Source organism: Paenibacillus sp. FSL P2-0173 (assembly GCF_038008045.1).
GTDB classification, from domain to species: Bacteria; Bacillota; Bacilli; order Paenibacillales; family Paenibacillaceae; genus Paenibacillus; species Paenibacillus polymyxa_B.
Window position 1 is genome coordinate 1,957,510 of the sequence record NZ_JBBOYK010000001.1, and the last position, 26,346, is coordinate 1,983,855.

General features: G+C 47.0%; 31 protein-coding genes and 1 pseudogene. 13 read left to right on the plus strand and 19 right to left on the minus strand.

Annotated elements, in window-relative coordinates; translation table 11 throughout:
• Nucleotides 1–8 precede the first annotated feature (8 nt).
• The 3 genes from MKX30_RS08605 to MKX30_RS08615 form a co-directional block, all read right to left on the minus strand.
• Nucleotides 9–641 carry an XTP/dITP diphosphatase gene (locus MKX30_RS08605; RefSeq protein WP_013311674.1) on the minus strand — a complete coding sequence of 211 codons (633 nt, stop codon included), beginning with the start codon at nt 639–641 and terminating at the stop codon, nt 9–11.
• Nucleotides 641–1,402, minus strand: coding sequence for a ribonuclease PH (rph, locus tag MKX30_RS08610; RefSeq protein WP_013311675.1), 762 nt, complete (start codon nt 1,400–1,402; stop codon nt 641–643). The genes MKX30_RS08605 and rph overlap by 1 nt, the downstream gene beginning before the upstream one ends.
• Nucleotides 1,403–1,494: 92 nt before the next feature.
• A complete protein-coding gene (locus MKX30_RS08615) occupies nt 1,495–2,553 on the minus strand; it encodes a GerMN domain-containing protein (RefSeq protein WP_023990027.1) in 1,059 nt (352 codons plus the stop codon).
• 152 nt (nt 2,554–2,705) lie between these two features.
• On the opposite strand from MKX30_RS08615, the gene MKX30_RS08620 reads away from it, so the two are divergent.
• Nucleotides 2,706–3,263 (plus strand): phosphatidylglycerophosphatase A family protein, encoded by a 558-nt coding sequence (locus MKX30_RS08620; protein WP_023990028.1) that lies wholly within the window; start codon nt 2,706–2,708, stop codon nt 3,261–3,263.
• A gap of 57 nt (nt 3,264–3,320) precedes the next feature.
• Complete coding sequence (locus tag MKX30_RS08625; protein ID WP_053325996.1) at nt 3,321–3,758, plus strand: GNAT family N-acetyltransferase; 438 nt, start codon at nt 3,321–3,323, stop codon at nt 3,756–3,758.
• Between the two features lie 143 nt (nt 3,759–3,901).
• Here the strand turns inward: MKX30_RS08625 and MKX30_RS08630 are convergent, their stop codons facing one another.
• From MKX30_RS08630 to MKX30_RS08650, 5 genes are all read right to left on the minus strand, one after another.
• Entirely contained in the window at nt 3,902–4,693 is a 792-nt protein-coding gene (locus tag MKX30_RS08630) for an SDR family NAD(P)-dependent oxidoreductase (RefSeq protein WP_254348669.1), read from the minus strand.
• A gap of 105 nt (nt 4,694–4,798) precedes the next feature.
• On the minus strand, nt 4,799–5,437 hold the full coding sequence (locus MKX30_RS08635; RefSeq protein WP_023990031.1) for a TetR/AcrR family transcriptional regulator: 639 nt from the start codon (nt 5,435–5,437) through the stop codon (nt 4,799–4,801).
• 218 nt (nt 5,438–5,655) lie between these two features.
• On the minus strand, nt 5,656–6,291 hold the full coding sequence (locus MKX30_RS08640) for an NAD(P)-dependent oxidoreductase (RefSeq protein ID WP_023990032.1): 636 nt from the start codon (nt 6,289–6,291) through the stop codon (nt 5,656–5,658).
• 75 nt (nt 6,292–6,366) lie between these two features.
• Nucleotides 6,367–7,377 carry an MBL fold metallo-hydrolase gene (locus MKX30_RS08645; RefSeq protein ID WP_341062725.1) on the minus strand — a complete coding sequence of 337 codons (1,011 nt, stop codon included), beginning with the start codon at nt 7,375–7,377 and terminating at the stop codon, nt 6,367–6,369.
• Nucleotides 7,378–7,400: 23 nt separating this feature from the next.
• Complete coding sequence (locus tag MKX30_RS08650) at nt 7,401–8,186, minus strand: class I SAM-dependent methyltransferase (protein WP_068941733.1); 786 nt, start codon at nt 8,184–8,186, stop codon at nt 7,401–7,403.
• A gap of 259 nt (nt 8,187–8,445) precedes the next feature.
• Between MKX30_RS08650 and MKX30_RS08655 the strand changes: the two genes are divergently transcribed.
• Entirely contained in the window at nt 8,446–9,324 is an 879-nt protein-coding gene (locus MKX30_RS08655) for a DUF72 domain-containing protein (protein WP_341057159.1), read from the plus strand.
• Here the strand turns inward: MKX30_RS08655 and MKX30_RS08660 are convergent.
• The 5 genes from MKX30_RS08660 to MKX30_RS08680 are packed head-to-tail and all read right to left on the minus strand — an operon-like array spanning nt 9,316 to nt 14,355.
• The gene (locus tag MKX30_RS08660) at nt 9,316–10,431 is read right to left on the minus strand and encodes a tetratricopeptide repeat-containing glycosyltransferase family 2 protein (RefSeq protein WP_076264928.1); all 1,116 of its coding nucleotides are present in this window, start codon (nt 10,429–10,431) and stop codon (nt 9,316–9,318) included. The two genes, MKX30_RS08655 and MKX30_RS08660, sit on opposite strands and share 9 nt — an antisense overlap.
• Nucleotides 10,428–11,303, minus strand: a complete 876-nt coding sequence (locus tag MKX30_RS08665; RefSeq protein ID WP_069080432.1) for a class I SAM-dependent methyltransferase — start codon at nt 11,301–11,303, stop codon at nt 10,428–10,430. The genes MKX30_RS08660 and MKX30_RS08665 overlap by 4 nt, the downstream gene beginning before the upstream one ends.
• Complete coding sequence (locus MKX30_RS08670; RefSeq protein WP_023990038.1) at nt 11,296–12,645, minus strand: nucleotide sugar dehydrogenase; 1,350 nt, start codon at nt 12,643–12,645, stop codon at nt 11,296–11,298. Before MKX30_RS08670 ends, MKX30_RS08665 begins: the two co-directional genes overlap by 8 nt.
• A 2-nt stretch (nt 12,646–12,647) precedes the next feature.
• Entirely contained in the window at nt 12,648–13,628 is a 981-nt protein-coding gene (locus MKX30_RS08675) for a polysaccharide biosynthesis protein (protein WP_076264926.1), read from the minus strand.
• A gap of 19 nt (nt 13,629–13,647) precedes the next feature.
• Nucleotides 13,648–14,355 (minus strand): glycosyltransferase family A protein, encoded by a 708-nt coding sequence (locus MKX30_RS08680; protein WP_068941740.1) that lies wholly within the window; start codon nt 14,353–14,355, stop codon nt 13,648–13,650.
• Between the two features lie 215 nt (nt 14,356–14,570).
• Here MKX30_RS08680 and MKX30_RS08685 point away from each other — a divergent pair, with 215 nt between their 5' ends.
• The gene (locus MKX30_RS08685) at nt 14,571–15,284 is read left to right on the plus strand and encodes a GT-D fold domain-containing glycosyltransferase (RefSeq protein ID WP_023990040.1); all 714 of its coding nucleotides are present in this window, start codon (nt 14,571–14,573) and stop codon (nt 15,282–15,284) included.
• 257 nt (nt 15,285–15,541) lie between these two features.
• Nucleotides 15,542–16,669: an SGNH/GDSL hydrolase family protein gene (locus MKX30_RS08690; RefSeq protein WP_341062726.1), complete on the plus strand. Its 1,128-nt coding sequence runs from the start codon at nt 15,542–15,544 to the stop codon at nt 16,667–16,669.
• 215 nt (nt 16,670–16,884) lie between these two features.
• On the opposite strand, the gene MKX30_RS08695 is transcribed toward MKX30_RS08690, so the two are convergent.
• Entirely contained in the window at nt 16,885–17,301 is a 417-nt protein-coding gene (locus MKX30_RS08695) for a hypothetical protein (RefSeq protein WP_023990042.1), read from the minus strand.
• A 164-nt stretch (nt 17,302–17,465) separates the two neighbouring features.
• On the opposite strand from MKX30_RS08695, the gene MKX30_RS08700 reads away from it, so the two are divergent.
• The 5 genes and pseudogenes from MKX30_RS08700 to MKX30_RS08720 all read left to right on the plus strand — a co-directional run bounded on the left by MKX30_RS08700 (nt 17,466) and on the right by MKX30_RS08720 (nt 22,336).
• Nucleotides 17,466–19,445 (plus strand): methyl-accepting chemotaxis protein, encoded by a 1,980-nt coding sequence (locus tag MKX30_RS08700; RefSeq protein ID WP_023990043.1) that lies wholly within the window; start codon nt 17,466–17,468, stop codon nt 19,443–19,445.
• 56 nt (nt 19,446–19,501) lie between these two features.
• Nucleotides 19,502–19,678, plus strand: coding sequence for a YjfB family protein (locus MKX30_RS08705; RefSeq protein ID WP_023990044.1), 177 nt, complete (start codon nt 19,502–19,504; stop codon nt 19,676–19,678).
• Between the two features lie 188 nt (nt 19,679–19,866).
• Nucleotides 19,867–21,222, plus strand: coding sequence for a dipeptidase (locus MKX30_RS08710; protein WP_341062727.1), 1,356 nt, complete (start codon nt 19,867–19,869; stop codon nt 21,220–21,222).
• A 244-nt stretch (nt 21,223–21,466) separates the two neighbouring features.
• Nucleotides 21,467–21,598: pseudogene (locus MKX30_RS08715) on the plus strand (putative RNA methyltransferase); the annotation flags it as partial.
• A 123-nt stretch (nt 21,599–21,721) separates the two neighbouring features.
• Complete coding sequence (locus MKX30_RS08720; RefSeq protein ID WP_226887829.1) at nt 21,722–22,336, plus strand: methyltransferase domain-containing protein; 615 nt, start codon at nt 21,722–21,724, stop codon at nt 22,334–22,336.
• Between the two features lie 72 nt (nt 22,337–22,408).
• On the opposite strand, the gene MKX30_RS08725 is transcribed toward MKX30_RS08720, so the two are convergent.
• From MKX30_RS08725 to MKX30_RS08740, 4 genes are all read right to left on the minus strand, one after another.
• Complete coding sequence (locus MKX30_RS08725) at nt 22,409–22,795, minus strand: hypothetical protein (protein WP_202404018.1); 387 nt, start codon at nt 22,793–22,795, stop codon at nt 22,409–22,411.
• 63 nt (nt 22,796–22,858) lie between these two features.
• On the minus strand, nt 22,859–23,122 hold the full coding sequence (locus tag MKX30_RS08730; RefSeq protein WP_023990048.1) for a hypothetical protein: 264 nt from the start codon (nt 23,120–23,122) through the stop codon (nt 22,859–22,861).
• Nucleotides 23,123–23,209: 87 nt separating this feature from the next.
• Entirely contained in the window at nt 23,210–23,701 is a 492-nt protein-coding gene (locus tag MKX30_RS08735) for a hypothetical protein (RefSeq protein ID WP_013311697.1), read from the minus strand.
• Between the two features lie 141 nt (nt 23,702–23,842).
• Entirely contained in the window at nt 23,843–24,325 is a 483-nt protein-coding gene (locus tag MKX30_RS08740; RefSeq protein ID WP_023990049.1) for a hypothetical protein, read from the minus strand.
• Nucleotides 24,326–24,816: 491 nt separating this feature from the next.
• Between MKX30_RS08740 and MKX30_RS08745 the strand changes: the two genes are divergently transcribed.
• The 3 genes from MKX30_RS08745 to MKX30_RS08755 all read left to right on the plus strand — a co-directional run bounded on the left by MKX30_RS08745 (nt 24,817) and on the right by MKX30_RS08755 (nt 25,848).
• Nucleotides 24,817–25,077 (plus strand): hypothetical protein, encoded by a 261-nt coding sequence (locus MKX30_RS08745; RefSeq protein ID WP_023990050.1) that lies wholly within the window; start codon nt 24,817–24,819, stop codon nt 25,075–25,077.
• Complete coding sequence (locus tag MKX30_RS08750) at nt 25,074–25,295, plus strand: hypothetical protein (RefSeq protein WP_235322313.1); 222 nt, start codon at nt 25,074–25,076, stop codon at nt 25,293–25,295. The genes MKX30_RS08745 and MKX30_RS08750 overlap by 4 nt, the downstream gene beginning before the upstream one ends.
• Before the next feature lie 304 nt (nt 25,296–25,599).
• Entirely contained in the window at nt 25,600–25,848 is a 249-nt protein-coding gene (locus tag MKX30_RS08755; RefSeq protein ID WP_075154672.1) for a hypothetical protein, read from the plus strand.
• A gap of 216 nt (nt 25,849–26,064) precedes the next feature.
• On the opposite strand, the gene MKX30_RS08760 is transcribed toward MKX30_RS08755, so the two are convergent.
• A complete protein-coding gene (locus tag MKX30_RS08760) occupies nt 26,065–26,292 on the minus strand; it encodes a helix-turn-helix domain-containing protein (RefSeq protein WP_007431813.1) in 228 nt (75 codons plus the stop codon).
• Between the last annotated feature and the right edge of the window lie 54 nt (nt 26,293–26,346).

A 26,346-nucleotide genomic window follows, 5' to 3' on the forward strand; every position in this document is an offset into this window, starting at 1 on the left:
TTACCAAGCTATGCCTGTGGATTACCCAGCTTTGTTGCCAAATCACGCAGAGCTATCCCTCGGTGACTGATAGCCTGCTTTTGTTCCAACGTCAGCTCGGCCATTGTCTTTTCAAACTCTGGCAAATAAAACAGCGGATCATACCCAAACCCGCCGCTGCCGGCGGTTTCAGTAGTAATCCAGCCTTCCACGGAGCCTGTCGATTCCAACGTCTCGCCAGTCTGCGGATTATATAGGATCAAGGTACAGACGAATTGAGCCGGGCTTAGCAAAGGCTGTCCCGTATCATCACCCAGCTGCTTCGATTCCAGAACGTCGAGCAGCTTAATATTGTTTTCGTGATCGCTGGCACCTTCTCCAGCATAACGGGCAGAGTATACCCCCGGCGCACCGTCCAGCAAGTCCACGCAGAGGCCGGAATCATCGGCCAGCACGGGCAATCCGAGCACATCTCCAACCGCTTTAGCTTTTTTCAGTGCATTTTCGGCAAAGGTTTTGCCATCTTCAACGACATCAGGAATGTCGGGATAATCGTACATGCTTCTGACTTCCTTGCCAAACGGCGCAAAAGCATGGGCAAATTCCCGCACCTTTCCTTTATTTTTCGTAGCGACAATGACGACCGGGCCATCCAGCCGCATTAGGCGCCAGCTCCTGTACGTCCAGCACCGATCTTATCAGCAATCGGTCCAAGCACTTCTTTTTGGCGCTCAATCATTTGCAGAATCCCTTGTTCGCCCAAGCTAAGCAGTTGATCCAATTCGTTACGGTCAAATGGGCTTTCTTCACCTGTACCTTGCAGCTCAACATATTTTCCGCTGCCAGTCATGACAAGATTCATGTCCACTTTGGCCTTGGAATCCTCTTCATAGTTCAGATCCAGCAATGCTTTTTCACCAACAACCCCTACGCTGACGGAAGCCAGGAAATCGGTAATTGGAAAAACAGGCAGCTTGTGCTGGGTGGCAATTTTATTGACCGCAATCGCCAACGCTACGAAAGAACCGGTAATTGAGGTTGTGCGTGTTCCGCCGTCCGCCTGAATGACGTCACAATCCAACGTAATCGTCCGTTCACCAAGCGCCTGCAAATTGACCACCGAACGCAACGCTCTTCCAATCAGACGCTGAATTTCCATGGTACGGCCTGTCAGCTTGCCACGCGCTGCTTCACGCTGATTACGGCTATGAGTCGCACGCGGAAGCATGGAATACTCTGCGGTTACCCAGCCTTTTCCTTGTCCCTTCATAAAGGGTGGTACGCGTTCTTCTACAGTAGCCGTGCAAATGACTTTCGTCTCGCCAACCTCTATAAAAACAGAGCCCTCCGCGTATTTATTTACTCCTGCTGTCAATTTCATCGGGCGCAGCTCATCACCGTTTCGTCCGTTAGATCTACTCATGCTTTTTCCTCCTACGTCGTATGCAACCTGTTCTTATATGTTTATTTTACCAAAGTGTGCAGGCAAAAGCACCCCAAGGACGATTCCCGCCCTTAAAGAGGGATTTCGTTAATATGTTGCGGCTTGGCTACAGGCTCTCCATAATTTTGATTATTTTGTCCAATCACGCTTTTTTCACCATTTAGTTCAATCCGAATTTTTGTTTTGACCGCATCATCTGAATTGTCTGCCGCTGTCAGCACAACCGATTCCAAAAATTCAGCAGGCACGGCTTCTCCCTTAGCAAACATATCATCTGAAAGAGATACCGTAATTACGTTGTCTTTGGAGCGTTCTACCGATTTCAGCGCCGTCTCCCCTGTCATCACTTCTTGTAACCCATCTTTAGTCTGCGGTCCTTGAATCAATTGATGCAGCGCTGACTGGACACGATCTTTTTCAGGGCTGACCAACCGTGTTACAGGTACGTAGTATTGAACTCCAGCAGGAGAAGATGAAGAGAAATACACGGTGACTGGACTGGAATCCAGGGGTGTTACGCCATGACCAATCTCCAAATTAATACCTACTGCACGCGTCAACGGATGATCCAGCGGTGTGCCGCCAACAGGCATTTCGTTCAGTTTTTTGCCATCCACCCAGATCTGTACGCTCTCAATATCGGGACGGTCGGTCAGGGTCCAGGTCAAACTCTCCATTAATTTTCGTTCTTCCTGTGGCTTATAGTTCGCGAAAGATTTATTGAACTCGACAACAGCCAGCTTGTTGTTCTTGTCCACCGTCACACTTTTCACTTCTGTACCCTGGGGTATTACCCCTTTAAATCCCTCTGGTAATAATCCAGCATATGGCCCGCCCTCAACTAATGTTTCCAGCGCTGACTTGGCATCTGCCTGCACATCACCTGTAGCAATCGGTAAAGATACCGGGGCCAGCAAACCGTTATGATCTTGCAAAAAAACAGCCCTCAGTTGCCCCGTACTGGCGGGTGCTTTTCCCGTTACAGCCTTAATCATCGACTGCTCTGTCGTGGACGGCGGGGGGTCAATGGATGCCGATTCGTTGCCGAAAAGGCTGCAGCCCGACAACAACAGGGGTAGGGATAGCAGTCCAGCTACAGAGGTCATACGCCATGGGTGTTTTATATTCATAAGTGAAGTTCCTCCCTAACAATTTTGTACAGATTGTACTAATATGTATACGAGCCTCGCGTAAAAAATAACTACTTTTTCAGCAGACTGGACACACTGGTCATAATTGCAGTAGAAATCAGGATCTATACGAGGAGGGGAACTTCAACTTTATGGACAAGAAAAAAGCACCTTACAGCCTGAATAGTAAAAAGGTAGCCGATGCCACCCGCGAGTTGCTGCACAAGCGTGGTGTGAACCTGACTGAAATTGCAGAACTGGTCATGCTTTTACAAAAAAAATATTACCCGACCCTAACGATGGAAGAATGTATGGAGAATGTGGACAAGGTACTGATGAAGCGCGAGGTTCAAAATGCCGTGCTCACGGGCATCCAACTGGATATCCTTGCTGAACAAGGCGCTCTTCTTCCCCCATTGCAGGACATGATTGAGAATGATGAGGGATTATACGGTGTGGATGAGATTCTGGCCTTCTCCATCGTAAATGTGTACGGTAGCATTGGATTTACCAATTACGGTTATGTTGATAAACTCAAACCCGGTGTGCTGGAACGCCTGAATGATAAAAGCCTCGGGCCGATCCATACGTTCCTGGACGACATTGTGGGCGCTATCGCAGCTTCGGCCAGCAGCCGTATCGCCCATCGCAAACAGGCAGAGCGCGAGCAGGAGCTTGGGGAAGAAAGTGCACCGAATACAACACGTTAAATAACAAACAACGCTTGGAATACAACAGATATATACAGGGTTAGAGGAGAACTAGACATGGCAAACGTAACTGAAGGATATACATTCCGTACGATGCAGGCTGACGACTATGATCAGGCCATTGACCTTTGGAATGGCTTAGACGGATTGGGATTAAGCGAGGCCGACTCACCGGAGCGGATTGCACGCTTTTTACAACAGAACGAAGGACTTAGCTTTGTCTGTGAGCATGATGGAAGCATCATAGGCACGATTTTGGCGGGTCACGATAGTCGCAGGGGGTTTCTGTATCATCTGGGTGTAGCCACAGCACATCGTGGTCAAGGGATCGCGCCCAGACTGGTGGATAAAGCGTTATCTGCTTTGCTGAGAGAAGGCATTGATAAATGTCATCTGTTTGTGATGGAGCATAACGCAGGGGGTCAACGCTTCTGGTCAGCTAACGGCTGGGAGAAACGGGATGGAATTTTACTATATTCCCGAGGACTAGAATAGGATCTAAGCGCTTGATCTATACAAATAGGAACACCGGGTCTGATTCAAGTCGAGCTATAAACGATCAGACCCGGTGCATAATACTCACAGCTTATTCATTAGCATTTCTAACATTTCAAGCTCAGATTACCTTTATTCATAAATTACAATCCATTTTGTGGACGCAGTGCACGTTCTACAATTCCCAGCGTGGATTGACGAGAGAAGAACCGGGACACCTGAGCTACCCAATAGTTTTGGCGACCGGAAATGATGTGACTACGCCCCTTTTCAAATGCTCTCAACGCGTTCTTCACAACGGTTTGGGGAGTTTCCCTAATTCCAATTGACGCTTCACTTGCGCCAACAATATCAAAAAACGGCGTTTCCGTTGAGCCTGGACAAAGGGCCAGAACTTTAAGCCCCCGTTTCCGATTTTCGGCCCATAGCGCTTCAGTAAAAGAAAGCACAAATGCTTTGGTTGCTCCATACACCGCCATATAAGGATCGGGCTGAAATGCAGCTGTGGAAGAAACATTGATTAATCCACCATCCCGCTTACGCAATAAATCAGGCATAAATGCATGTGTGATGTCGACTAAAGCAGCCACATTGAGCATCACTTCCTCATGCTGTCGTTCTCCTGAAACCTGCTCAAAGTATCCATAGGTGGCAAAACCCGCGTTGTTAATCAAGAGATCTACCTTTAGCTGTTGCTTTTGAACCTCCTGATGCAATGCTTGGGGTGCTCCTGATGTAGAAAGATCTAACGCAATCACCGTTGCTTTTACGTTATATTTAGCTGAGAGTTCTTTAGCCAGTGTCTTTAATTTGGTTTCATTGCGTGCTACCAAAATGAGATTACATTTCTTAGCTGCGAGCGAATAGGCAAAGGCCTCGCCAATACCGGATGAAGCCCCTGTGATCAGAGCTATTTTATTTGCGTACATAAACATGATGACAACCTCCATAGTATCGTTGTTTTATTTAAGAAACATTGTTACCACTACTCTATAATGAACTGAAGTCATCTACTATGACGACCTCAGTACACTTCATATTTACGATGGAGATGAGGATGTTTTAAATGCTACGAGCGCATTCTTCAGTGTAAATGCATACACTCCTTGAGCCATATCTACATCTGAAAAATGACCTGCAAACTGAAGATGTATGACTCCATGTAAAGCAGACCAAAACATCCGGACAACCAGCAGCGGATCATGTTCTTTCAATGCTCCCTGCTCCATAGCGTGTATGACGGTTTGCAGGATTTGAGACAGGGCCGTTGTGGTACCCTCCAAGCTCTGTTCATCCGGCTTGAAATCAGATAATGCCCCGCCAAACATCATTTTGTAATAGGCTGAATGAAGCTGCGCAAATTCCCAGTACGCCCAGCATAGAGCTTCAAGATCAGCGAGTACGCTTTCGGTAACGGGTACTTGCTGAAAGGATTCAGCCAATAGCCGACATCCATCCAGGTACATCTCATTGGCAAGACCATCCTTACTGCCGAAAATACTGTAAATAATTTTGGTGGAACAGCTTAATTTCTGCGCAACTCGCCGCACGGTCACGGCCTCTGGCCCTTCTTCCGCAAGAAGGATACATGCGGCGTCAATGACATTTTTACGGAGCAATTGCTGCTGCTGTAGCTTCACTTCCGAATAGGTTTTATAGGGATGCGATGGCTCGGTCATGATTGAATGCACTTCCTTTTGCTTATTAAAAACTGTTGCTTGATGCTACTATAATAAATTAAAGATCTACACAAGATCTCAGGAAACATTGTTTCTGTTAAGAACCATAGTATTCTAAGCCTGAGTGTTTGTCAAATAAAAAAGAACGCAATGAGTAGGTACACTTACCGCGCTCTGGTTGAATGCTTAAAAATGAAGCTATGTTTGGCGTTCCACGATCAGTAGGCAATGCCTACCCGTGTACGGATAAATTCGTAACTCTTGCATTGACGATAGGTAAAATCAGCCGTATCCGCGGTGGTAATTTGTGAGCCACCTTCAGGCAAAAAATCTTTTTCCACGCGATAAATACCTGTCCGCGCTCCATCCGGCAGATAGGTTGGACATACGATTGTCCAGTCTAGTGGCGATTCATGCAGCAATTCGTACACTCGCCGATGTTCCTCGGCTGCACGAGTGCTGCGTCGCCGGGTCTCGGAGGACTCGTACCGATACAGGTCCGGTTCGGTCCGGCTTTGCAAAATCCCTGCCGTTCCTACTGTAATGAGCCGGGAAATGGACTGCTCCTGCATGAGCCGGACCAGCAGGGCTATATTAACGGATAAGGTAGTCGTTCCATCCGTATTCAGCGCACTGATTACAGCCGTCGCCCCACCCTTCAGCGCTTGTGCTACGTCCTCTGCATTAGTGGCATCGCCTTGTACGATTTGCAGCTGATTCCCGTACCCGGGTGCGAAATCCTCCAGCTTATCCGGTGAACGAACAAGGACAGTAACGACATGACCGTCCTCTAATGCATAATCTAATATGTACCGTCCTACGCGTCCGGTAGCTCCCAGCAGCAGCAAATTCATAAAATCCTCTTTTCCGGCATGCATGCCGCTTGTCATGTTGCTTCGTCATGTCACTTGTTGGGTAGTTTTCCGCGACTATTGACGGCAAAGGGGGTAGAAGCGCGTGATTGAGTCCGTCTCGCTCATAGAGGCCCGTTCACGGCGCACCAGCTCCACCAGATGAGCCAGCGTCTCGGACATGGCAAACCTTAGCTGGTGAATACCCAGCTTGCCACCAAACATGGCAATGCACAGCTCATAGGCTGTGCTGCCCTCCGGTTGGATCAGCTGCTGGAATTTATCCAGCCGTTCTTCATGATGCGCCAGCAACGCTTGCGTCCGCTCCCGAAAATAACCAAACGGATTGCGGTGCCCCGGATATGCCCACGCTACCTCCAGCTCGCCTAGACGCTGCAAGCCGTCTACATAAGACCTCAACGGCTGGGCATCGCTGCCCGGCAGCAGACTGATATTAGGAGAAATCTGCGGCAAAACTGCGTCACCGCAGAAGATAACGCCGCTATTCGGGTCATATAAGGACACATGTCCAGGCGCATGCCCTCCTGTCTCGACGGGCAGCCAACTGCGTCCACCCCATTCCAGACGAGCGTCCATTCCGGTAGGAATAACGGTAATCTCAGGCTGTGGATTCACTTGCAAATAAGCCTGCCGTATATGTAATTCCAAGGCCGACACTTGCTCCAAAGGAAAGCCATGCTGGACAAAAAAGCTAGGAAGCCTGTTCTCCATTGCGACCGTCGATTCTGGAGCGTCCCACATCATCATCGCTTCCTTATGGCTTCGAGCTGACATATGTACACGAGCCTGACTTTGCTGCTGCATCCAGCCCGCCAATCCGTAATGATCGGGGTGATGATGAGTTACCACAATGTCAGAGATATCCTCAAAGGACATCCCCAGCTGTTGGAAGACATGCGCCCATTCTGCCTCGGTATCCATATTGCGCGGCCCCGGGTCTACAATCGTAAAACCGTGCTGTCCCTTGAGCACATAGCTATTCACCCAGCGCAGCGGAAAGGACATGGATATTTTGACCTGAAAACCTCCGTCTATTCGCTCACACGGTGTAAGCTCTGGCATTTTCATGGCTTCCCATCCGCCTTTCTGTTTTAAGCCCGCACGCCGACAAAAATCATTCGAGGCGAAGCATCTTCGATATATTGATCTTCATTATAGCTTCCGTGCACCTGCTCTACGGATAGTCCGGCTTGCTCTAGCAATCCACGGAACTTTTCATACGGATATAGCTTCACTCGTTCATGATACACGCGCGCGGGTTCTCCCTCAGTAGGAGTCGTACCCAGAGCAGAGGCTGCCTCAGTGGCCGTAACAGATGCGGCTGACCGAATCGCAATTTGCTTTTTCACAAAGCCATCTTCAATGACCCGATGCTCCTCAATCCAATTTCCTTCATCCTCCCGTGACGAATGCGGTACCAAATGAGCGGTTACGTAAGCAGGGTTCAAATAATCTATGATAAAGCGTCCTCCCGGCTTCAACAACCGATATATTTCCCTTAGTACTTTAAGCTGCTCCTCATCCTTTTCAAAATAACCGAAGGAGGTGAACAAATTCATCACCGCGTCATAGCTTTCATCCAGCGGCACCTCTCTCATATCCCCTTGATGCCAACTTACCCGCCCTTCGGAATCAGCTGCACGAGCCTCTCTCAGCAGCACATTGGAAAGGTCCACACCTGTCACCTTATAACCTGCATCTGCGAGCGCAAGCGAATGACGTCCCATCCCACAGCATAAATCCAATACGCTGGAGCCTTGCGGTAATTTGAGCCAGGAGATCATTTTTTGCACTTCCTGATAGGCTCCCTGAAAGTCGCGATGCTTGTATACCAATAAATAATCTTCCCCAAAGCTTTGCTCGTACCATTCTGCCATATCGTTTCTCCTCCATGAACTCATTTCGCTCTATTACATACTATATTAGCTTTTTCAAACTGGAAACTCAAAAGCATTACGAATAAGGGTTTTACAAAATCCTGAACAACAAACATGTTACAATAATCGTTATTTGAATCCATTTCATAATACCTTCAGTAGCTTTAATAAAGAGTACATGATCCACCCCATTTTATCATTAAAATGATTCATGGGAACGCTTTTAGAAGTATTCATAAGAGAAAGGAGCAGCAAAGTTATGATTCAAATTGGACTTACGGGTTGGGGCGATCACGATGACTTGTATCCAACGGGCACCAAAGCTAACCAAAAACTAAGCGTCTATGGAAGCCATTTTCCGGTAGTAGAGATGGATAGTTCTTTCTATGCGGTGCAGCCCACAGATCGTATGGCACGCTGGGCGGCGGAAACCCCAGACTCTTTTTCATTTCTCGTCAAAGCCTATCAAGGCATGACTGGACATACCCGCGGCAAGCAGCCTTACTTCAAAACAATAGATGCCATGTACGAAGCACTGCATGCATCTATACAGCCTCTTCGCGAAGCGGGCAAGCTTAAAGCCGTACTGTTTCAGTACCCACCCTGGTTCGACTGTACACGTGAGAATGTCGCTGTACTGCGAGACACGAAAAAAAGGATGGGAGAGGTCCCATCCGTACTTGAATTCAGACATCAAAGCTGGTTCACACCCGATTTTCGGAAACAAACGCTGGCATTCATGCGTGAAGAAGGCTGGATACACAGCGTATGCGACGAGCCGCAGGCGGGACTGGGGTCAGTTCCCATTGTGCCGTTGGCTACAGACGGTAATCTGACAATCGTACGTCTCCACGGACGGAACATATCGGGCTGGAATCAAAGCTCCGCGCCTAATTGGCGGGAGGTTCGTTATCTGTATCGGTACAATGAACAAGAGTTGACCGAATGGAGAGACAGATTGCTGGAGCTGGAGCAGCAAAGCCGTGAGGTGTGCGTTATTTTCAACAACAACTCAGGTGGAGACGCCGCTGCTAACGCCAAGCAGCTCATGACCATGCTTGGCATGGACCCTAAACCTTTTCCACCTCGCAAGCCACCCGAAGAGGATAACGGGCCGGAACAGCTTGAACTATTTTGAGGAACGGGCTGAGGGTGAGGAGTTGGAAATAGCCTCCCTGAGCTTGCGTTCGTTATCCAGTAAATGCGGGTCGTCAGGTAAATAGCGTAAAGCGGTTTGGTTATGCTCATACGAAGCGTCCAGCTTACCTGCATGGGCGTAGCAATGGCTGAGCCGCACATGAGGTAACCAGGAGTAGCATGGCAGCGGAACAGGTCGCATACCCGGAAGGTGATGCTGTTGCTCCAATGCCTTTTCATACCAGTATGCGGCAGTGCTCCATTCGTTTCGTGTGAAAAACCAGTCACCGATCATGCAGCACAAGTCTGATTGCGGTACACCGTATCGAAAGGAGCGTAACAGACTATCCAGCTGTTGCTCCGGCTTCCCGAGGTGAAGATAGCATTCCGCCGAGCGCGCACAAGCGGTAATCCTCTCCTCCCGGTAGCCGCTCGGCTCCTCCAACAGATGATTGAACGCCTCTGCCGCCTCGGCATATTCTTTACGGTCAAAACATTCATTGGCATGCAAATACAGCAGACGCCCCTCCAGCTTGCCGCTTTCGCTGATCCACCTGGCGAGAATACGTTGATTACGGAGCGTGTGGTCTTGCATTCGGCGGTGTGTGACTGCCACATCTGAATGAACGATTTGCCCTTGAGGTATCACCAAATCCTCATGCAGACGTCCCTCCCAGCGATATTGTCGCTCACGCTTCACGAGACGGATACGGCGTGAGGTGAACAACAGTTCACCCTGCTCCCCCTCTGCCAAATGAAGTGGCATTACCACTGCGTCGATATCCATAGACAAACGCTGCTTCAAGGCACGCAGGCGCTCACGCTCCGGCTCCAGCAGCACATCGTCCGCATCCAGCCACATGATGTAGGAACACGTCGCCTTATCAAACGATTCATTACGGGCGGCTGCAAAATCATCCTTCCATTCAAACGTATAAAGCCGATCCGTATAGCGGGCTGCTATCGTCTTCGTCTGATCCGTCGATCCCGTGTCCACAATGATGATTTCATCCATCAGGTCTGCGACCGAATCCAGACAGCGTGCAAGTGTCTGCTCCTCGTTCTTTACGATCATGCACAAGCTGATGGTCATTGGATGCTCAGTCATGACTTCACGTCATCCCCTTTACCTTTGGCTGAATCTGCCTTCGTTTTTCCGGTAGACTCGCCATCAGTATATGCACCTCTCCTTTCAGCCTGCGTCTTGACTAGCTGTTCGGCACGTACATACCTTTCCATCGGCAAAAGTTGTTCCTCCATATGCCGGATTCGCTGTACCGCCTTGTCGAGTGCGGCCTTTCGCTGATTCATTTTGCGAACATGCTGCTGCTCCACCAGTCGAAATTGTTCCTCGTCCAGTTTCATCCACTCATTCAGATGCGCTACCTCTGGTTTGACCTCACGCAGTTCTTTCGACTTCTTGCGGCCGGCAAAGCACAAATATTTGTGATGTACCTCCAGCGCTTGTTCATCAAAATAAGGATACAACACACGGGAGAGGCTCCCAGCATAGTAAGTCCGCTTGTGATCATGGAAAGGATGGTATCCATAAGGTACAGACAAGACGAGCGTTCCCTTTTTATTCAACAAGCGGTAAGCATGAGCCAGCAGGGTGTCGGGATGCGCAAAATGTTCCAAAATCTCCCCTAAAATAATGGTATCAAATCCACCGGGAGGACGCTCAAATTGTGAAATGTCCTTTAACTGAAAGTGGACTCTTCCCCGGACTGGTGCGGATTCCTGACGAAGTTCTTTTTTTGCATAAGAAATGCTGCCCTCTTCCAAATCAATAGCCGTTACCTCAAAGCCTTCCCGTCCAAGCAAAATGGACGTTATCCCCTGACTGCACCCAACATCCAGCACGGTACGCCCCTGTACATGGCGGCAAATCCAGTGAATTCTATTGCGGGTGGCTTCATGAGATTCCTCCGAATTGATCTGCCCGTAATAACGTTCGTTTACCTGATCACGGTTAGCCAACAGCGGCGCCCCCTCCATCACCGGGATGCCCCAAGATCACGACATGTCCACCTGTACAATGTGCGGTCGCATTACGTGTATCGAAGACCAGCGGGGCATGGTCGACCAGCTGTTGGTAATCCACCACAGAATGGTCTGTCGTGATGACTACGATATCTGCACTTTCCCATAGCTGAGCATTTGCCGTTCGAGATGGGATTGCTTCACCGTTCAGCTTAAAGCTCGATACATATGGGTCGGTGAAGCTCACCGAAGCTCCCATTTTTATTAGATGTTCAAACAGGACAAGAGCTGGGGATTCCCGAACATCATCAATGTCCTTTTTGTAGGCCACACCTGCCAGAATGATTTTGGCTTTGTTTATGGCTTTACCTTTATGAGCGAGCATGGCTTCAATTCGCTCCGCAATATACAGCGGCATACGCCGATTCATGCGATCTGCCAAGTCCACGAATTCCAGTGGAAAACCATGCTGCTCGGATTTCCATGACAAGTATAGCGGATCAACCGGGATACAGTGCCCCCCGATGCCAGGTCCCGGATAGAAAGGCATATAGCCGAATGGCTTGGTTGCCGCTGCATCCAGTACCTCCCATATATTGATGCCAATTTTCTCACAGGCGGCTGTCAGCTCATTGACCATTCCAATGTTGACGCTACGGAACGTATTCTCGAACAGCTTGGCGGCTTCCGCCACGGTTGTCGAGCTGACTGGAACAATCTGGTCCAAAAAGGAGCCATAAAAACCCACTCCCGCTGCCAGACAATCCGGCGTGCAACCGCCGATCACCTTGGGTGTGTTGCGAATATTAAAATGAATGCTGCCCGGATCAACACGTTCCGGTGAAAAGCACACATAGAAATCCTTACCTACCGTCCAGCCCCTGCGCTGCTCTATCACCGGCCGAATCAGTTCCTCGGTCGTTCCCGGATAGGTGGTGCTTTCCAGAATCAACAGTGTTTGTCTACGCAAATGAGGTATGGCCTGATCAATAGCCGTTTCAATATAGGACGTATCCGGCTGATGTCCGTCTGTCAGCGGCGTAGGCACACAAATCACGACGATGTCCGCATGCTCCAGCACCTTGATATCCGTAACTGGATGCAATTGCTGCCCGATCAGACCTTCCAATGCATCATCGCCAATGTCTATGATGTAAGACTTTCCTTGAAGCAGCTTGGCTACTTTGACAGGATCGGAATCTACACCATATACATCATAACCAGCCTGTGCCATTTCCACTGCCATGGGCAGCCCTACATAACCGAGGCCGATTACCGCAACCTTTACAGTTCCTTTAGTTATTTTTTCCATAAGCTGCAAAATACCCACCTCTTTCATTGTTACTCCATGCCTCGCAGTAGCTCAGCAATTCCAGCGCGATCCATTAACTCATCGTCCGAGCGATATTGATCGAAGCTCACTCGTTCCAATCCACCATATTGGCTCAGTAAGCGCTCGTCTGCTTGCTGGGGAAGAATAACAAAATAACGGTCATCATAGCGATACGTATGCGGCACCTCATAGGGCGAAATCAGCACCTCATGCAGCTTTTCCCCACCACGTATACCAATTTCCTTCACTTTCAACGCAGGCTGTCCCGCCTGTTCTTTCATCACTTCTGCCAGATCTGCAATATTGCAGCCCTTCATTTTCATCACAAGGGTCTCTCCCCCAATTGCCGTGACAGAAGCCTTCAGCAGTAAGCCAATCGCCTCTCCGAGCGTGAGGAAGAAGCGTGTCATATCTGGGCTCGTCAGCGTTAAATCCTGCCCTTCCGCGATCTGGTGCTTGAACAGGGGCACGACACTTCCACTCGTCCCCAACACGTTGCCGCCGCGAATACACACAAAGCGAGTACGCTCACTTAAAGTGTTGGCGCGGATCATCAGTCTTTCACCGATCGCCTTCGTCATGCCATATACATTCACCGGGTCTACCGCCTTGTCTGTAGAGACATCAATTACCTTGGCGACTCCATGCTCAATGCTGGCCCGGATCACATTTTCCGTACCGTGTACGTTCGTCTTGAAGGCCTCTTCCGGCTGTTTCTCACACACAGGGACATGCTTTAATGCCGCCAAATGGAACACATAGTCCACTCCGCGACATGCCTCCTGCAATGCCTGAAGGTCGCGAATATCTCCAATCATGAAATTCAGGCGAGGATCAGATTGAAATTGCCGCTGCATGGCAATCTGTGCAAATTCACCGCGTGAGAATATCCGGATTTCCGCCGGTCCCTCCTTCAGCAATTCAGCCGTTAGGCGTTGCCCCCAAGATCCCGTGCCTCCGGTCACTAGCAGTTTTTTTCCTTTAAACAATATAATCTCCTCCTGACCGTTACGAATTGGCAATGTCTGTTCCCAGAAATTCAGCCAGCACAGCATTCATTTCATTCTCTGACAGCCGATCCTTCGCCGGCACTTTTTTTACCGAAGTATTTGCGGCATGAATGACGTTCACATAGTTGCGAAGTGGAATGACCTCATGCGGCAGCTCCGTTACATATCCGTGCGTACCCTTCCCAGGAATGACGACACGGTAATCATTTAGAAAATCCTCCACTTGATAGCGAAACACATAAAAAGAAGGCGAACGGTGAAACACCGGTGCCATCTGCCCCTCAACCGCATCCCACAGGTAACCCATCTGGTTCACCAGCGCAACCGTCTCCGGTTGAAACTTGTAATCATGTAACTGTTGTACAAATGACTGGTGGTATAAATCGTCGGAATCTATTCGAGCAATGAGCAGTTCGTCCGCGCCTTCGATGTACGCATGAATTCGACGTTTACTTTCGATGCTCGTACCAAAACGGATGTGGTCGGGAATGGGCTCATGTCGGGCTAGTTCCTCTTCCACAATGTCACTGCATCCGCCCGCCAGCTTGACGACAGATAAGAAATCCGTATTTGTCTGACTGAGTAAACTACGCAGCGTAAAGGTTCTGAATATATCCAGTCGCTCGCTGATCCACTCACGTGTCAGGCGGTTGGGATTCATCCCATAGTTATTAAAATTAATTTCAATTACAATCTTGCGATTCATTGATCTTCCTCCCTTTCAACCGTCTTCTCTCAAGTTATGAAGACGCCTCTGAAACGGCACGTACAGATGCAACGAATCTTGTAAAAATAGGTAGAATCCAAAAAGAATAGTCGTTCATACAAAAACCTTTTCGCTTTCGACATATGATAGAATACAAAGTTTTTTGCTCCATCTGAAAAGTTGAACAAGCAGGAACGACAGGGAGGTAACATGTTATGACGAATCCAAGGTATCTGGAGATTGACGAGGTACTGAAACGATTGAAGCTGGCACTCGATCAGCACCAGTCCTTTTCGCTCATTCGTATTGGGGATGGTGAAAATTTGGTGTTGTCGCAGGACACCGTCTGGCCGATGGAAAAGGTATTACAGGAACGTTGGGCGGTCAAAGCCAATCTCGGTCAAAAGGGACTGTTTCTACCGAATACGGAACTACGGGACGCGGTGGCTGAGGCAGTGAGCAAAGCTAGCATTGCTGGCATTTTGCCATATGATGACGAATCTATTAAAGCACCATCCTATATGAAGCGGGAGCTGACCGATCAGGTCTTTGCTCACTATGCTCTTTCCCCCGCGCTGACCTGCCACGCCTGCCTGAATCGGTATTTGGCTGAGACACCCGCTTTCTGGGACATGCTGAAAAATCGACGCATTCTGCTGGTCACCCGGACGGCCGCTGAAGTAAAGCCTGTTCTTGAGGCCGATCCGTACAGGCTGAATATCGCGCACACGCTGGCATTTCATCAATATGAACAAATGCCTGAAACACTCCAATGGATCGCAGCACACAAAGATGACTTTGATATTGCGCTATTCTCTTGTGGTGTCAATGCAGTCGTGTTAGCACAAAAAACAGCAGAGCTAACTGGCAAAGTAGGTATAGACTTCGGCAAGGCGATTAATATCGTCATGTTCGGCAAAGCTAATTAATGAATAAAGATAATTTGTGAAAAAATCCACTTAACAAGTAATCTTTGCTCCGTATATCAAAAAAGCACTAGCAAATTTCAGTTTGCTGGTGCTTTTTGCTATCATACATTTTCCTAAAGTCCGTGATCGAAAAGAATAATCCATATAAAGCCTTGGGCCCTTGCTTGTTTAGAAATAGAATTTGAGATTTCCTGTCACTTCTTTTACAATATTACAGAAACTAGCATTCATTTAGAAATTATGAGGAGGATGTTGAAATGTCACATAACAAGAGATTGAAGACATATCCACTTACAAAAGCAAAGCATGTAAAGGTTCATGGTCGAACTACGCAAACACGTACACCTCTTACTCTGTTTTGGACAGGCAGTGGCATTGAATTGAATATCAAAGGCTCAGAGCTGTGGATTGAAATTGAGGCCGGTTACCAGGTGTTTGAACCCTGGATCAGTATTGTCATCAATGGGGTTCCGATGAGTCGCCTGATGGTGACCGCAGGACGGCATTGGATCTGTCTTTTGAGAGGGTTGAACCCTGACACGGTCAAAAATGTCCGTGTGGTCAAGGATGTCCAGCCTATGAGTTCGGACTCGCGCTGCTTGTTGCAAATTCATGCCCTGAAGGTTGATGGGGAATTGCTGCCAGTCACTGATAAGCCCCTCAAGGTGGAATTTATCGGTGACAGCATTACCTCGGGAGAAGGAACGATTGGAGCGAAGGAGGAGACAGACTGGGTTCCCATGCTGTTCACAGCACTACGCAATTATACAGCCATAACAGCCGAAGCACTAAATGCGGACTACCGAGTGTTATCACAAAGCGGATGGGGTGTCCTAACAAGCTGGGATAATAATCCGCATGCGAACATACCGGCATATTATGAGCAGATATGTGGTGTGCTGACCGGTGAGAGAAATGAAGCATTAGGGGCATTTTCAGATTATGATTTTACCTCATGGCAGCCGGACGTGGTCGTAGTGAATTTGGGGACTAATGACGGGGGAGCCTTTTATTCTCCTGCATGGACGGACCCAGCAAGCGGGAAAGTGTACAAGCAACGCTTGAACGAGGACGGCACATTCAATGAAGAAGATTTACAATCTTTTGAAAGCGCTATCGTACGTTTTCTTGTCAAGCTTCGGACCTGCAATCCTGCTGCCCATATTGTGTGGGCCTATGGGATGCTGGGTACTCCGATGATGCCCTCAATCTACCGAGCGGTAGACGCGTACAAGAAAAAAACGAGGGATCGGAATGTGTCTGTATTCCAACTGCCTAACACGACGGAAGAAACGATAGGATCTCGCAGCCATCCCGGGCTCTCCGCCCATGCCAAAGCAGCAGATGAGTTGACAGTGTATTTGCGAGAGATTCTAAAGAAATAGAATCCGAGAAGCACAATCAACTCTGTAGAACACGCTCATAAAGGAAATTACAACAACTAGGTCATTTGTGCTCTGGGTGTTGTTGTTGAGAATTATAGCCACGAGTCTGCAGCAGATGTCTGTCTATGCTCGTGGCTAGTTAGCGCAGCGGACTATCCTAGGAGAACCACGAACAGGCAGCGAGCATTTACTATAGAAATAATCACCTGATATATTTACAAAAACGGAGTCGAAGCAATGCCCGTGAATACCTCTGGACCATTACGAACAGTGGTCGATACACCAGAAATATAAGAAGAATATACTGTTTGTATTGCCCAGGGAGCAGATAGATCCTGTGCATTAAAAGCTTGCGTTTCATTAGCCCCAGTCACGCCCAGTACCCCCTCGGCGCGGTAGACTACCTCACTCGGATCATAGTCGGCTCCACGCACGATTTCAACCGCATACGTATCCCCAAGCTCACCGATTAGGCCAATGGAACCACTAAAAGTTACAATCGGACCCGGCACAAGAAAGGTCCGCAGGGTGATCAAACCGAACCGCTCCGGTATAGGACCCAGCTGTATATCGGGACCCTCACCTGTTTTTGATGAATTGGTGGAGCTTCTCATATCCAGAAAAAAACCCATACCTTATCCCTCCAAATTGCAAGATACTCCATGCTATGCAAGAAATTCTTTAGCGTATTGGACAAATTAGTAATAAATCTATCAATTCAGCTCAAAATAACCGATAGTAAATACATATGGTATAAATATTAGAAATGAATATGTAGATAGAAAGCAGGGGTTTGATGAAACAACTGAGACGACTCAAAACATTAACACTACGCAAGAAATTGACAGCAGCATTTCTACTGGTCATGCTTGTTCCAAGCATTATTGTAAGTTCTTTTTCTTATCAAGCAGCATATAAACAGACGGACCGCCAATTACTCGATAGTGCGACAACTAGCGTTACCGCATCCGATCGTGCAGTTACTCAAACGATTCAAGCCAAAATCGCTGATCTCGAATATTACTCTACGACGATGACAGCTAGTGATAACAGTGCTGAAGCAGATGAAGACATCCTGAAAAGGTTACAAGTGTATTTAAAAATGCATGCGGAAGCTGTTGATATGTTTGTAGGAACTCCCGAAGGAAAACTCATTATTGGCAAAGCCGTAGGCTCCACAAACGACCCTCGTGAACGTCCGTGGTACAAACAGGCCATGGAGAAACCCGGACAAACCGTAATCAGCCCTGTCGGACTCAATACGGCTAAGGTCCCCGTTGTATATATTTCACGTACACTTCCTGACAACAGTGGTGTTCTCGGTCTTTCGCTGAACCTAAATAATTTAAAAGAAATCACAAATTTAAAAATCGGACAAAATGGCTATATTATGATATTAGATGGTACTAAACGTATCGTTACCCACCCGACAGAAGTCAGCGGAAGTACCAAAATGGGGGAAACGATACCTGAATTATTTGCCTCCAAAGAAGGTAGCTTTAGTTACGATATTAATGGCGTAGATAAACACCTGATTTTCAAAACCAATACGCTGACAGGCTGGAGAATTGCTGGAACGATGGATAAAGCAGAAACCAGTGCCTCCGCCCAACCGATTCTTATCACGACGATCATCGTGTTGGTGATTGCAGCCATCATCATTGGTGTGCTCGCAATGTGGCTAATCAGCAGTATACTTAAGCCCATCCAAAGATTACGTAATTCTATGGATGCCATCAGCCAAGGTAATCTTTCGATAAACGTGGCTACGACCAGTACAGATGAAATTGGTGAATTATCAAGATATTTTCAACAAATGGTAGATAACCTGCGTAACATGATTAAAGAAATTCAAGCGATGACAGGCAATTTGTCGGCATCCTCGCAAGAGCTTGCAGCAGGTGCAGAACAAACGACCCGGGCTATCGAGCATGTGACCATAGCCATTCAAGATGTGGCTGCAGGCAGCGAACGCCAAGTGGGCAGCGCTAAAGATAATCAGGAACGGATTAGCGGCATGGCAACAGACATTACCGCTATGACTGAAACCATGGCTGAAATGACCACTTACTCCGCACAGGCCATTCAGGCGTCGGATGCAGGCAGCGAGCATATCGGCAACAGCGTCGTTTCCATTGATGGCATTCGCACTACCGTGGAAGAACTGGATACCATCATCAGTGCTTTGAGTGACCGTTCTGGACGAATCGGAACGATTGTCACCGTCATTACGGAAATCGCCAGCCAGACTAATCTGCTCGCATTGAACGCTTCTATTGAAGCAGCACGTGCAGGCGAGCATGGCAAAGGTTTTGCTGTCGTGGCGACAGAGGTCCGCAAGCTGGCTGAAAACTCAGCTTATTCCGCACAACAAATTCGTGAACAGATTCAAGGGATACAGAGCGGTGTATCTGAAGCCCTGATCGCTATGGAATCCGCCAAGGAACGCGTAAGTGATGGTATTAATTCCATTGACCTATCCGGTCGCTCCTTCTCTCGCATCCGTAGAGCGGTAGCCAAATCAGCGAAGCAGCTCGATAACGTCGCAGCTTCTACCGCTGGAGTCGCAGATGGAACGAGTTCAGTCGTCAGCAGCATGGAGGAAATTACACGCATCGCTGAAGAAGCGGCATCCCATACGGAGACCGTGTCCGCAGCCGCAGAGGAGCAGCTCGCCTCCATGGAAGAGATCGGTTCGTCTGCCGCAGATTTGACCCGTCTGGCAGAGCAGCTTCAAGATTTACTGACACAATTCCAATTAGATGAAACAAAATAACCGTTCCAACCGATAAATACAGAGAAAGAGTCTTCACAATGAAGGAGGGTTGGAACATGGATATCGCAGCATTATCAACAGGTATGAGTCAGGCCAGCTTGGCTCAAGCTGTAAGTGTGAAGGTATTAAGTATGGCTAAGGATCAGGCCAGTGAACAAGGACAGGCTTTAGTGCAGATGATGGAAAAAAGCGTACAGCCTCATCTTGGCGGTCAACTGGACATTCGCGCATAAGTACATCCATATGCTTGGTTAAGGGCGATTCTGCTCAGGTCTGGACAGACCCGGGTAGAATCGTTTTTTATCTCCCTATTTTTCGTTCAGCACAAAACGTAGTAAACTAGACATATCGTCCACGACCTCGTTCGGAGGATAGCGCAACATTCACACGATTTACATTGAAAAAGGAGGATACATAGTCTATGAGATATTCTGATTATTTTGAAAAAGCCAGAGAGCAACAACTGGGCGAGTTACAGGAGTGGTTGTCCATTCCGAGTATCTCAGCATTATCGGAGCACAAAAAAGACATTAACCAAGCAGCTGATTGGCTGGCTTCCAAACTGACTGCTGCCGGTCTGGAAAACGTTGAAATCATTCCAACCAAAGGGCACCCGCTGGTATATGCGGATCATTTGCACGCACCTGGTAAACCAACGATCCTCGTGTATGGACACTATGATGTACAACCCGTAGACCCGCTTCACCTGTGGGAAACGCCACCGTTTGAGCCATCCATCCGTGATGGAAAATTGTATGCGCGCGGAGCGACAGATGATAAAGGGCAGGTTTTCTTGCACATTAAGGCAGTTGAGGCCATTTTGAAGCAGGAAGGCACATTGCCGCTGAACATCAAATTCTGCATTGAAGGTGAGGAAGAAGTGTCCAGTCCGAACTTGCTTGAGTTTTTGCAAACTGGAGCTGAACGTCTGGCCGCGGATGCTGTACTGGTGTCCGACACTTCCTTGATCGAAAAAGGGAAGCCTGCCATTTGCACAGGTTTGCGTGGACTATGTTCACTGGAAGTCGCCATTCACACGGCGAACACAGATCTACATTCCGGCTCTTTCGGTGGCGGCGTGCCGAATGCCCTGCATGCTCTGGTGTCCTTGCTGGCAACCCTGCATGACGACAAAGGCGGCGTAAGCGTCGAAGGATTCTACGACGATGTTGCTCCATTATCGGCAGAGATGAGAGAAGAATTCGTGAAGCAAGGCTTCAATGAGAGCAAGCTGCAACAAGATCTTGCACTTGATTCTCTCTATGGCGAAGAAGGATTCAGCTTCGTTGAGCGTGTTGGGGCACGTCCGACACTGGAGCTGAACGGCGTATACGGTGGCTTCCAAGGGGAAGGCACGAAAACGGTCATTCCAAAAGAAGCTCATGCTAAAATCACGTGCCGCTTGGTGGCTAACCAGAATCCGCAAGACATTCTGGACAAAATCGAGCGCCATTTGCGCGCCCATGTTCAGGCAGGAGCTACCCTGGATATTCAACAGGGTGAAAAAGCGAACGCCTTTAACATCGACCCGTCACACGCGTTTCTGCAAGCGGCGGCCGATGCTTTTGAGAAGGTATACGGTGTGCGTGCCCTCTTTACCAAGGATGGAGGCTCTATCCCAATCGTGGAGACCTTCTCCCGTGTGCTGACTGCCCCAGTCGTGCTGATGGGCTTTGGCTTGCCAGATGAGAACCTGCATGCACCAAACGAGCATTTTAACTTGGACAATTTTGACAAGGGTCTGCTGACGATTGTAGAGTTTTTGAAATCGGTGTAAGCACATGACAACTTCTTATGACTAAGTTACAATAGAGAGGGCGAAAGCCCTTTCTATTTTTTTTTGAGGAGCGCTACATAATATGATTATTCAGTTTATTCGTTTACGGTAATGTGAGGTACAGTTCATGAAAACTCAACCATTTTTCCGAAAATGGGTTGGGTCTATTTGGCTGTGCCTTTTTTCATTCACCAAATACGAATGAACGGGGTGCTTTTCTGTGTCCAAATGGAATAAACACGAGATGAAGGCTGACCTAATTGGAAAGCATCAACATCTCTTTAGGTGTCCTCTATGCTCTCAACCGATGCGTATGGTGGAAGGTAAAAGCCTCCTATGTACGAATCAGCATTGCTATGATCTCTCAAAATACGGGTATTTACATTTAGCCGCCCGGTCCTATAAGACTAAATATGATAAACAACTATTTTCCTCCAGAAGAATGATGTGCAATAACGGATTTTTCGATCCCTTAAATGAAGCGATAAGCAGCACTATAATGAAATTTATGAAGCCACTGTTTGATCAAAAATCACACCTTTACTTGCTCGATGCAGGTTGCGGGGAAGGCACTCATTTGAGCCACATTCAGGATAAGCTGACCTGGAAGGGAATCACTGAGCTTACAAGCGTAGGTATGGATCTGTCTAAAGAAGGTATTGTGGCCGCAGCCAAAGAATATCCTCATACCCTCTGGTGTGTTGCGGATCTGGCTCATTGTCCGTTTTCAAATCAACAATTTGACGGTGTATTCAATATTTTATCCCCTTCTAATTATGCTGAATTTACAAGAATCCTTTCGGAGGACGGCTGCGTCCTGAAGGTCATTCCCGAACAATATTATCTTCGGGAATTGAGATGCTTGTATGAACAGAAAAAGAATAAGCCTGCTTATTCGAATGACAATATATTAAGCCGATTTAAAGATCATTTTAAACTTCTATCCGCCGAACGGTTAACCTATCGTTTTATGTTAAATGCCGACCTCATGAAACCTTTGCTCCATATGACTCCCTTATCGTGGGGAGCTACGGAAGCAGACTGGCAGCAAGTGCAGGAAATAAATTTACCGTATGTCACAGTAGATTTGCTCATCTTATGCGGTAAAAAATAGAATACTAAAAAGCATTCACAGCATGGAACCATCCATGCTTCGTGAATGCTTTTTTTACGTTAGTCCCGTCGCTTAAGAAAAACGGGTGTAGCGCAACAGGTGAGCTAGCCGATTGAGCCGTTCTATCTCCCGATCCAACTCATGCAGCGGCTGTCCAGCCAAAGCAGCGTTTGCTCTCAGATCCCGTAGCGGGTTCATTTTCCGACCAATGAGTTTGAGCACCGTTGCCTTCCCCATGTTATTCACCACCACATATTGCGTTAGCGGATCAAGCTCAATCCACAATACATGATGCTGTTGAAAAAACGATAATAGTTGCTTTTTTAACGCCTCCAGCTCATCAATCTCACCTGTGATTTGCGGATGATGATGAAAAGCCACATAGCCCATCACCCGCAGGTCACTTATGATTTGTTCCAAATGAAGCGTTTCGTTTATGTACACATGGTTCGTGCTCATGCGGTTTCTTGCACCATTCGTATGATCTTCCCGGATGACGTTCACCACCTGACTATCGTTATATCAAGATTTATCTTTCCCCTTTTCCAATAGCTGCACAAGCCAGTAACCTCCAAACAACAAAGCTCCTACTGCAAAAATAACGGTATACACCGTATATAACGTTGTCAGTTCAAACAAACTATTGTACCGATTAAGCAAGATCCCCCACAAGCATAGCAGAAAATTGCTACCATTTTGCTGATGAAAGCGATGCTTGTAGATCCGTTGAATCAAAACAGCCAGGAATCCTATCAACAAAACGTGATTCAGCAAAATACTCCACATTTCCATAAGCCCCCTTTTTCACTATAGCGCAATCGGCTTTGAAAAGTCAGGACATGTACAAACCTTACGAACAAAAAAACAACCGGCTTATACGCCAGTTGTTTCCCGTTCCACAAAATACTTATTGGTCATATAATGGGCCTTGCCTCTGGAGGTATCCACCATTCCCTTTTTGTTGTCGAGAAAAACAATCTCCCGGCATTTGGTGCAGTACCACTTGGTCCGCTTAAAGGGAGATTCTGTTACATACGATGTACCACATTTGCAATCTACTTTAATTAAGGTTTCTGTTGATTTGTAAGCCTGGGACAACTCTTTTAGGCCAGTGTCCGGCTGTTGAATCGGGATAATAACCTCCTGATAGCTTGAATACTGATTATGCACTTTAAAATCAGCCACCAGTTCCGCATGCAGTCCAAAGTACTCTTTGCCGATCTCGGTTACGAATTTTTTGCCAATTCTGTAACACTCAAGCCATTCCTGTATCTGTTGATTAGACAAAGGCACTGTGCCCTTGATACCACTATTTAATGTGTAAGTCATGATGTATAAAGTATCATCTTGTCTATGTCCGTACATGAGAAGCCTCCTTATAATACACTTGATAATGTACTACAAAGCGCAAAAAACATCAATTTTATTATTTGGCAAAAGACTTAATATATCTCGGTAAGCACATAAGAGGTGTGAGTGTATGGTTAGAAAGCAACTGACAATCTGTCAGTTGCTTTGTCTTTCCACATAGTATTTGTTGGTCATGTACCACGCCTTGCCTTTATCCGTATCCACCATGCCCTTTTTACGATCTAGGAACACAATGTTATTACACTCCTTGCATGACCACTTGGTTCTTTTATGCGGTGACTCTTCTATATAGGAAGCACCACATTTACATTCTACCTGAATTAATGTTTTATACTGGCTGTACGCCTCTACCAGTGGGTCCAGCTCTACAGCTTTGCGTTCCATTACAGGCTGTATTATGGATATGTGTTCTCTCTGCTCCGAGTATTCATTATGTACCTTGAAATCTGCTACCAACTCAGGGTTTAAACCAAAATACTGTTTCCCCACAACCGTTACAAACTTGCTGCCAATTCGATATGCTTTGATCCATTCCTGCACCTGCTTACTGGTTAGGTCGACAGTTCCCTTTATACCGCTGTTCAGCGTATAAGTCATCAAGTGTTGGTTGGGTGTCATATGTCTTAACGTTCACCTCCGATCAAGAATATACCACAGGTAGCTCTAGGCAAAAGCTACTTCCTACTACCTGAAGCAATGAGCTTTTTCTGCCTTGTGATTCTTCTTCAACACCTATATATAAAAGTATAGCTCAAAACCTGATCCATCTTCCATCCTGTCGTCATGCTGAATACTGCTTTGTAGGGATTTATATTCTTAGACTATCACCAGATGCATTTCTATCTTAGTATAACTTTGTGGTACAGTCTTATGTTTTGATCACTCCTGTTAGTTGCACTATGATCTCTAATGGTAGTTTCTTCCTTCTATATATAGTACATCATTTACACGCAAATTCCCACATATTTCAGCGGTTATTCTGTAAAACAAAAGCCTTCATCCTTTTTAAAAGGGTTACGGGACTGATCACATGGTAGAGGTTACTGCTTCCTTGCCGTCCCCCCGATTATGTTATAATAAAATAAAGCAAAAAGAGCGAGGTGAAGTCGATGAAATGGGAAGAAATTGCCGAATCACATCCGAGGCGATTTGTGTTGGTTGAGGCTATAAAAGCCAGTTCCAATAATCGCGTGCGCAATCTTGAAGACATGGCGGTTATTCAGGATTACGACAACCCGAAAGATGCTTGGAGCGGGTATAAACATTTTCACAAACTGTATCCGTCACGCGAACTGTATGTGTTCCATACCAGTCGATCCGATGTCGAGGTTGTAGAAGAGTTTTTCTCAGGAGTACGGCAGCGTACATGAAGATTAACCTCCATAATGGTTTGCCAATTGTTTCCTTAACTTTGAGACATCACAACCAAACTGCTCTATTACCAAACGTATTGTTCGATACAGGGTGCGCTGCAACAGTGTTTGATACGGATTTACTAGCCCAAATCGGCATTCACATTGATTTCATTAACGGGAGAGCAAAGCGGATGTACGGGGTGGGCGGCACAAAATTTGCTACGAACAGGTAATTCCTCATCTAAAAATCGGGCATATTCAATTAGATACATTTCCAATTCAACTAAGCTCTATTCAAGAGCCGTATGGATTTGATGGCATATTAGGCATTGATTTTATGCTAAAAACAAAATTAATTGTTGACTTTGATTTAATGAACATCCACTCCCCACTTTCACCTTTAAAATAATTCCAAGCAGGTGGCCACATGTCTCTTCCTTTAAATCTGATTACCATCATGCTCAGCCCGTAGAAGTATTACTTATACCCTTGGTTTCTCCTGCGGGCTGAGCCTTTGCCCAAGGGAGCGTGATGGTAATGAAACCTAATCAAAAAAATCGGTATCGAGCTTATTTTAGGCACCACAGAAAACGTGTTATTCAGCGTAAAAAACGGCTTTCAGCACACCGGGGATGGGTCGTCAAATTTGATGGTGTATTCTCCAAAGGAAAAATCCATTGTTCCTGCTGGATGTGCAGTAATAAAACAAAACGACTGGGCTATCCCAAATCAGAGCTAGCAAGAATAGATAACTGCCAGGAACAGCTTCAGGATTATCGTTTCTAAACTAAAAAACGATCAAAACAAGCGAATGTCCATTGCTATGACACTCGCTTGTTTTACGTTTACAATAGATTTCCCAGCTTCTCTCCTCAATTTGAAATATAGAATAAACTTACTAGGTTTGATCAGCTAACATACCACAAAACAAAAGCCTTCCCGACCACCCTTCACTGTCGAAGGATCATCGAGAAGACTTTGTACCCCGCAAGGAACGAGAGGTCAGATTTTTAATTCGCCAAGCCTGATTAATTCTACGACCGCCTGTGAACGACCTTTTACGTTCAATTTTTGCATCACATTGGAAATATGGTTTCGGACCGTTTTTTCGCTAATAAATAGCTGTCCGGCGATGTCACGTGTTGTTTTGTCCTGCACTAGCAGTTCAAATACTTCACGTTCACGGTGAGTTAACAAAAACTTGTTTTTGTGGTCGTTACCCTTCGTCAATTTCACCCCTCCTTGCTCGGGTTTTGTGTGGTGTAACAAGGTTAAGGGATACAG

What these genes read in the sequence shown, in the direction of transcription:
- MKX30_RS08710 (WP_341062727.1), top strand. Translation starts at nt 19,867, where the DNA reads ATGAGATATTCTGATTATTTTGAAAAAGCCAGAGAGCAACAACTGGGC.
- MKX30_RS08735 (WP_013311697.1), bottom strand. Translation starts at nt 23,701, where the DNA reads ATGTACGGACATAGACAAGATGATACTTTATACATCATGACTTACACA.
- MKX30_RS08720 (WP_226887829.1), top strand. Translation starts at nt 21,722, where the DNA reads ATGAAATTTATGAAGCCACTGTTTGATCAAAAATCACACCTTTACTTG.
- MKX30_RS08705 (WP_023990044.1), top strand. Translation starts at nt 19,502, where the DNA reads ATGGATATCGCAGCATTATCAACAGGTATGAGTCAGGCCAGCTTGGCT.
- MKX30_RS08680 (WP_068941740.1), bottom strand. Translation starts at nt 14,355, where the DNA reads ATGAATCGCAAGATTGTAATTGAAATTAATTTTAATAACTATGGGATG.
- MKX30_RS08730 (WP_023990048.1), bottom strand. Translation starts at nt 23,122, where the DNA reads ATGTGGAGTATTTTGCTGAATCACGTTTTGTTGATAGGATTCCTGGCT.
- MKX30_RS08700 (WP_023990043.1), top strand. Translation starts at nt 17,466, where the DNA reads ATGAAACAACTGAGACGACTCAAAACATTAACACTACGCAAGAAATTG.
- MKX30_RS08640 (WP_023990032.1), bottom strand. Translation starts at nt 6,291, where the DNA reads ATGAATTTGCTGCTGCTGGGAGCTACCGGACGCGTAGGACGGTACATA.
- MKX30_RS08745 (WP_023990050.1), top strand. Translation starts at nt 24,817, where the DNA reads ATGAAATGGGAAGAAATTGCCGAATCACATCCGAGGCGATTTGTGTTG.
- MKX30_RS08690 (WP_341062726.1), top strand. Translation starts at nt 15,542, where the DNA reads ATGTCACATAACAAGAGATTGAAGACATATCCACTTACAAAAGCAAAG.
- MKX30_RS08725 (WP_202404018.1), bottom strand. Translation starts at nt 22,795, where the DNA reads ATGAGCACGAACCATGTGTACATAAACGAAACGCTTCATTTGGAACAA.
- MKX30_RS08695 (WP_023990042.1), bottom strand. Translation starts at nt 17,301, where the DNA reads ATGGGTTTTTTTCTGGATATGAGAAGCTCCACCAATTCATCAAAAACA.
- MKX30_RS08660 (WP_076264928.1), bottom strand. Translation starts at nt 10,431, where the DNA reads ATGACTGAGCATCCAATGACCATCAGCTTGTGCATGATCGTAAAGAAC.
- MKX30_RS08620 (WP_023990028.1), top strand. Translation starts at nt 2,706, where the DNA reads ATGGACAAGAAAAAAGCACCTTACAGCCTGAATAGTAAAAAGGTAGCC.
- MKX30_RS08655 (WP_341057159.1), top strand. Translation starts at nt 8,446, where the DNA reads ATGATTCAAATTGGACTTACGGGTTGGGGCGATCACGATGACTTGTAT.
- MKX30_RS08755 (WP_075154672.1), top strand. Translation starts at nt 25,600, where the DNA reads ATGAAACCTAATCAAAAAAATCGGTATCGAGCTTATTTTAGGCACCAC.
- MKX30_RS08740 (WP_023990049.1), bottom strand. Translation starts at nt 24,325, where the DNA reads ATGACACCCAACCAACACTTGATGACTTATACGCTGAACAGCGGTATA.
- rph (WP_013311675.1), bottom strand. Translation starts at nt 1,402, where the DNA reads ATGAGTAGATCTAACGGACGAAACGGTGATGAGCTGCGCCCGATGAAA.
- MKX30_RS08750 (WP_235322313.1), top strand. Translation starts at nt 25,074, where the DNA reads ATGAAGATTAACCTCCATAATGGTTTGCCAATTGTTTCCTTAACTTTG.
- MKX30_RS08605 (WP_013311674.1), bottom strand. Translation starts at nt 641, where the DNA reads ATGCGGCTGGATGGCCCGGTCGTCATTGTCGCTACGAAAAATAAAGGA.
- MKX30_RS08670 (WP_023990038.1), bottom strand. Translation starts at nt 12,645, where the DNA reads ATGAAAGAGGTGGGTATTTTGCAGCTTATGGAAAAAATAACTAAAGGA.
- MKX30_RS08650 (WP_068941733.1), bottom strand. Translation starts at nt 8,186, where the DNA reads ATGGCAGAATGGTACGAGCAAAGCTTTGGGGAAGATTATTTATTGGTA.
- MKX30_RS08630 (WP_254348669.1), bottom strand. Translation starts at nt 4,693, where the DNA reads ATGTTTATGTACGCAAATAAAATAGCTCTGATCACAGGGGCTTCATCC.
- MKX30_RS08625 (WP_053325996.1), top strand. Translation starts at nt 3,321, where the DNA reads ATGGCAAACGTAACTGAAGGATATACATTCCGTACGATGCAGGCTGAC.
- MKX30_RS08635 (WP_023990031.1), bottom strand. Translation starts at nt 5,437, where the DNA reads ATGACCGAGCCATCGCATCCCTATAAAACCTATTCGGAAGTGAAGCTA.
- MKX30_RS08615 (WP_023990027.1), bottom strand. Translation starts at nt 2,553, where the DNA reads ATGAATATAAAACACCCATGGCGTATGACCTCTGTAGCTGGACTGCTA.
- MKX30_RS08645 (WP_341062725.1), bottom strand. Translation starts at nt 7,377, where the DNA reads ATGAAAATGCCAGAGCTTACACCGTGTGAGCGAATAGACGGAGGTTTT.
- MKX30_RS08685 (WP_023990040.1), top strand. Translation starts at nt 14,571, where the DNA reads ATGACGAATCCAAGGTATCTGGAGATTGACGAGGTACTGAAACGATTG.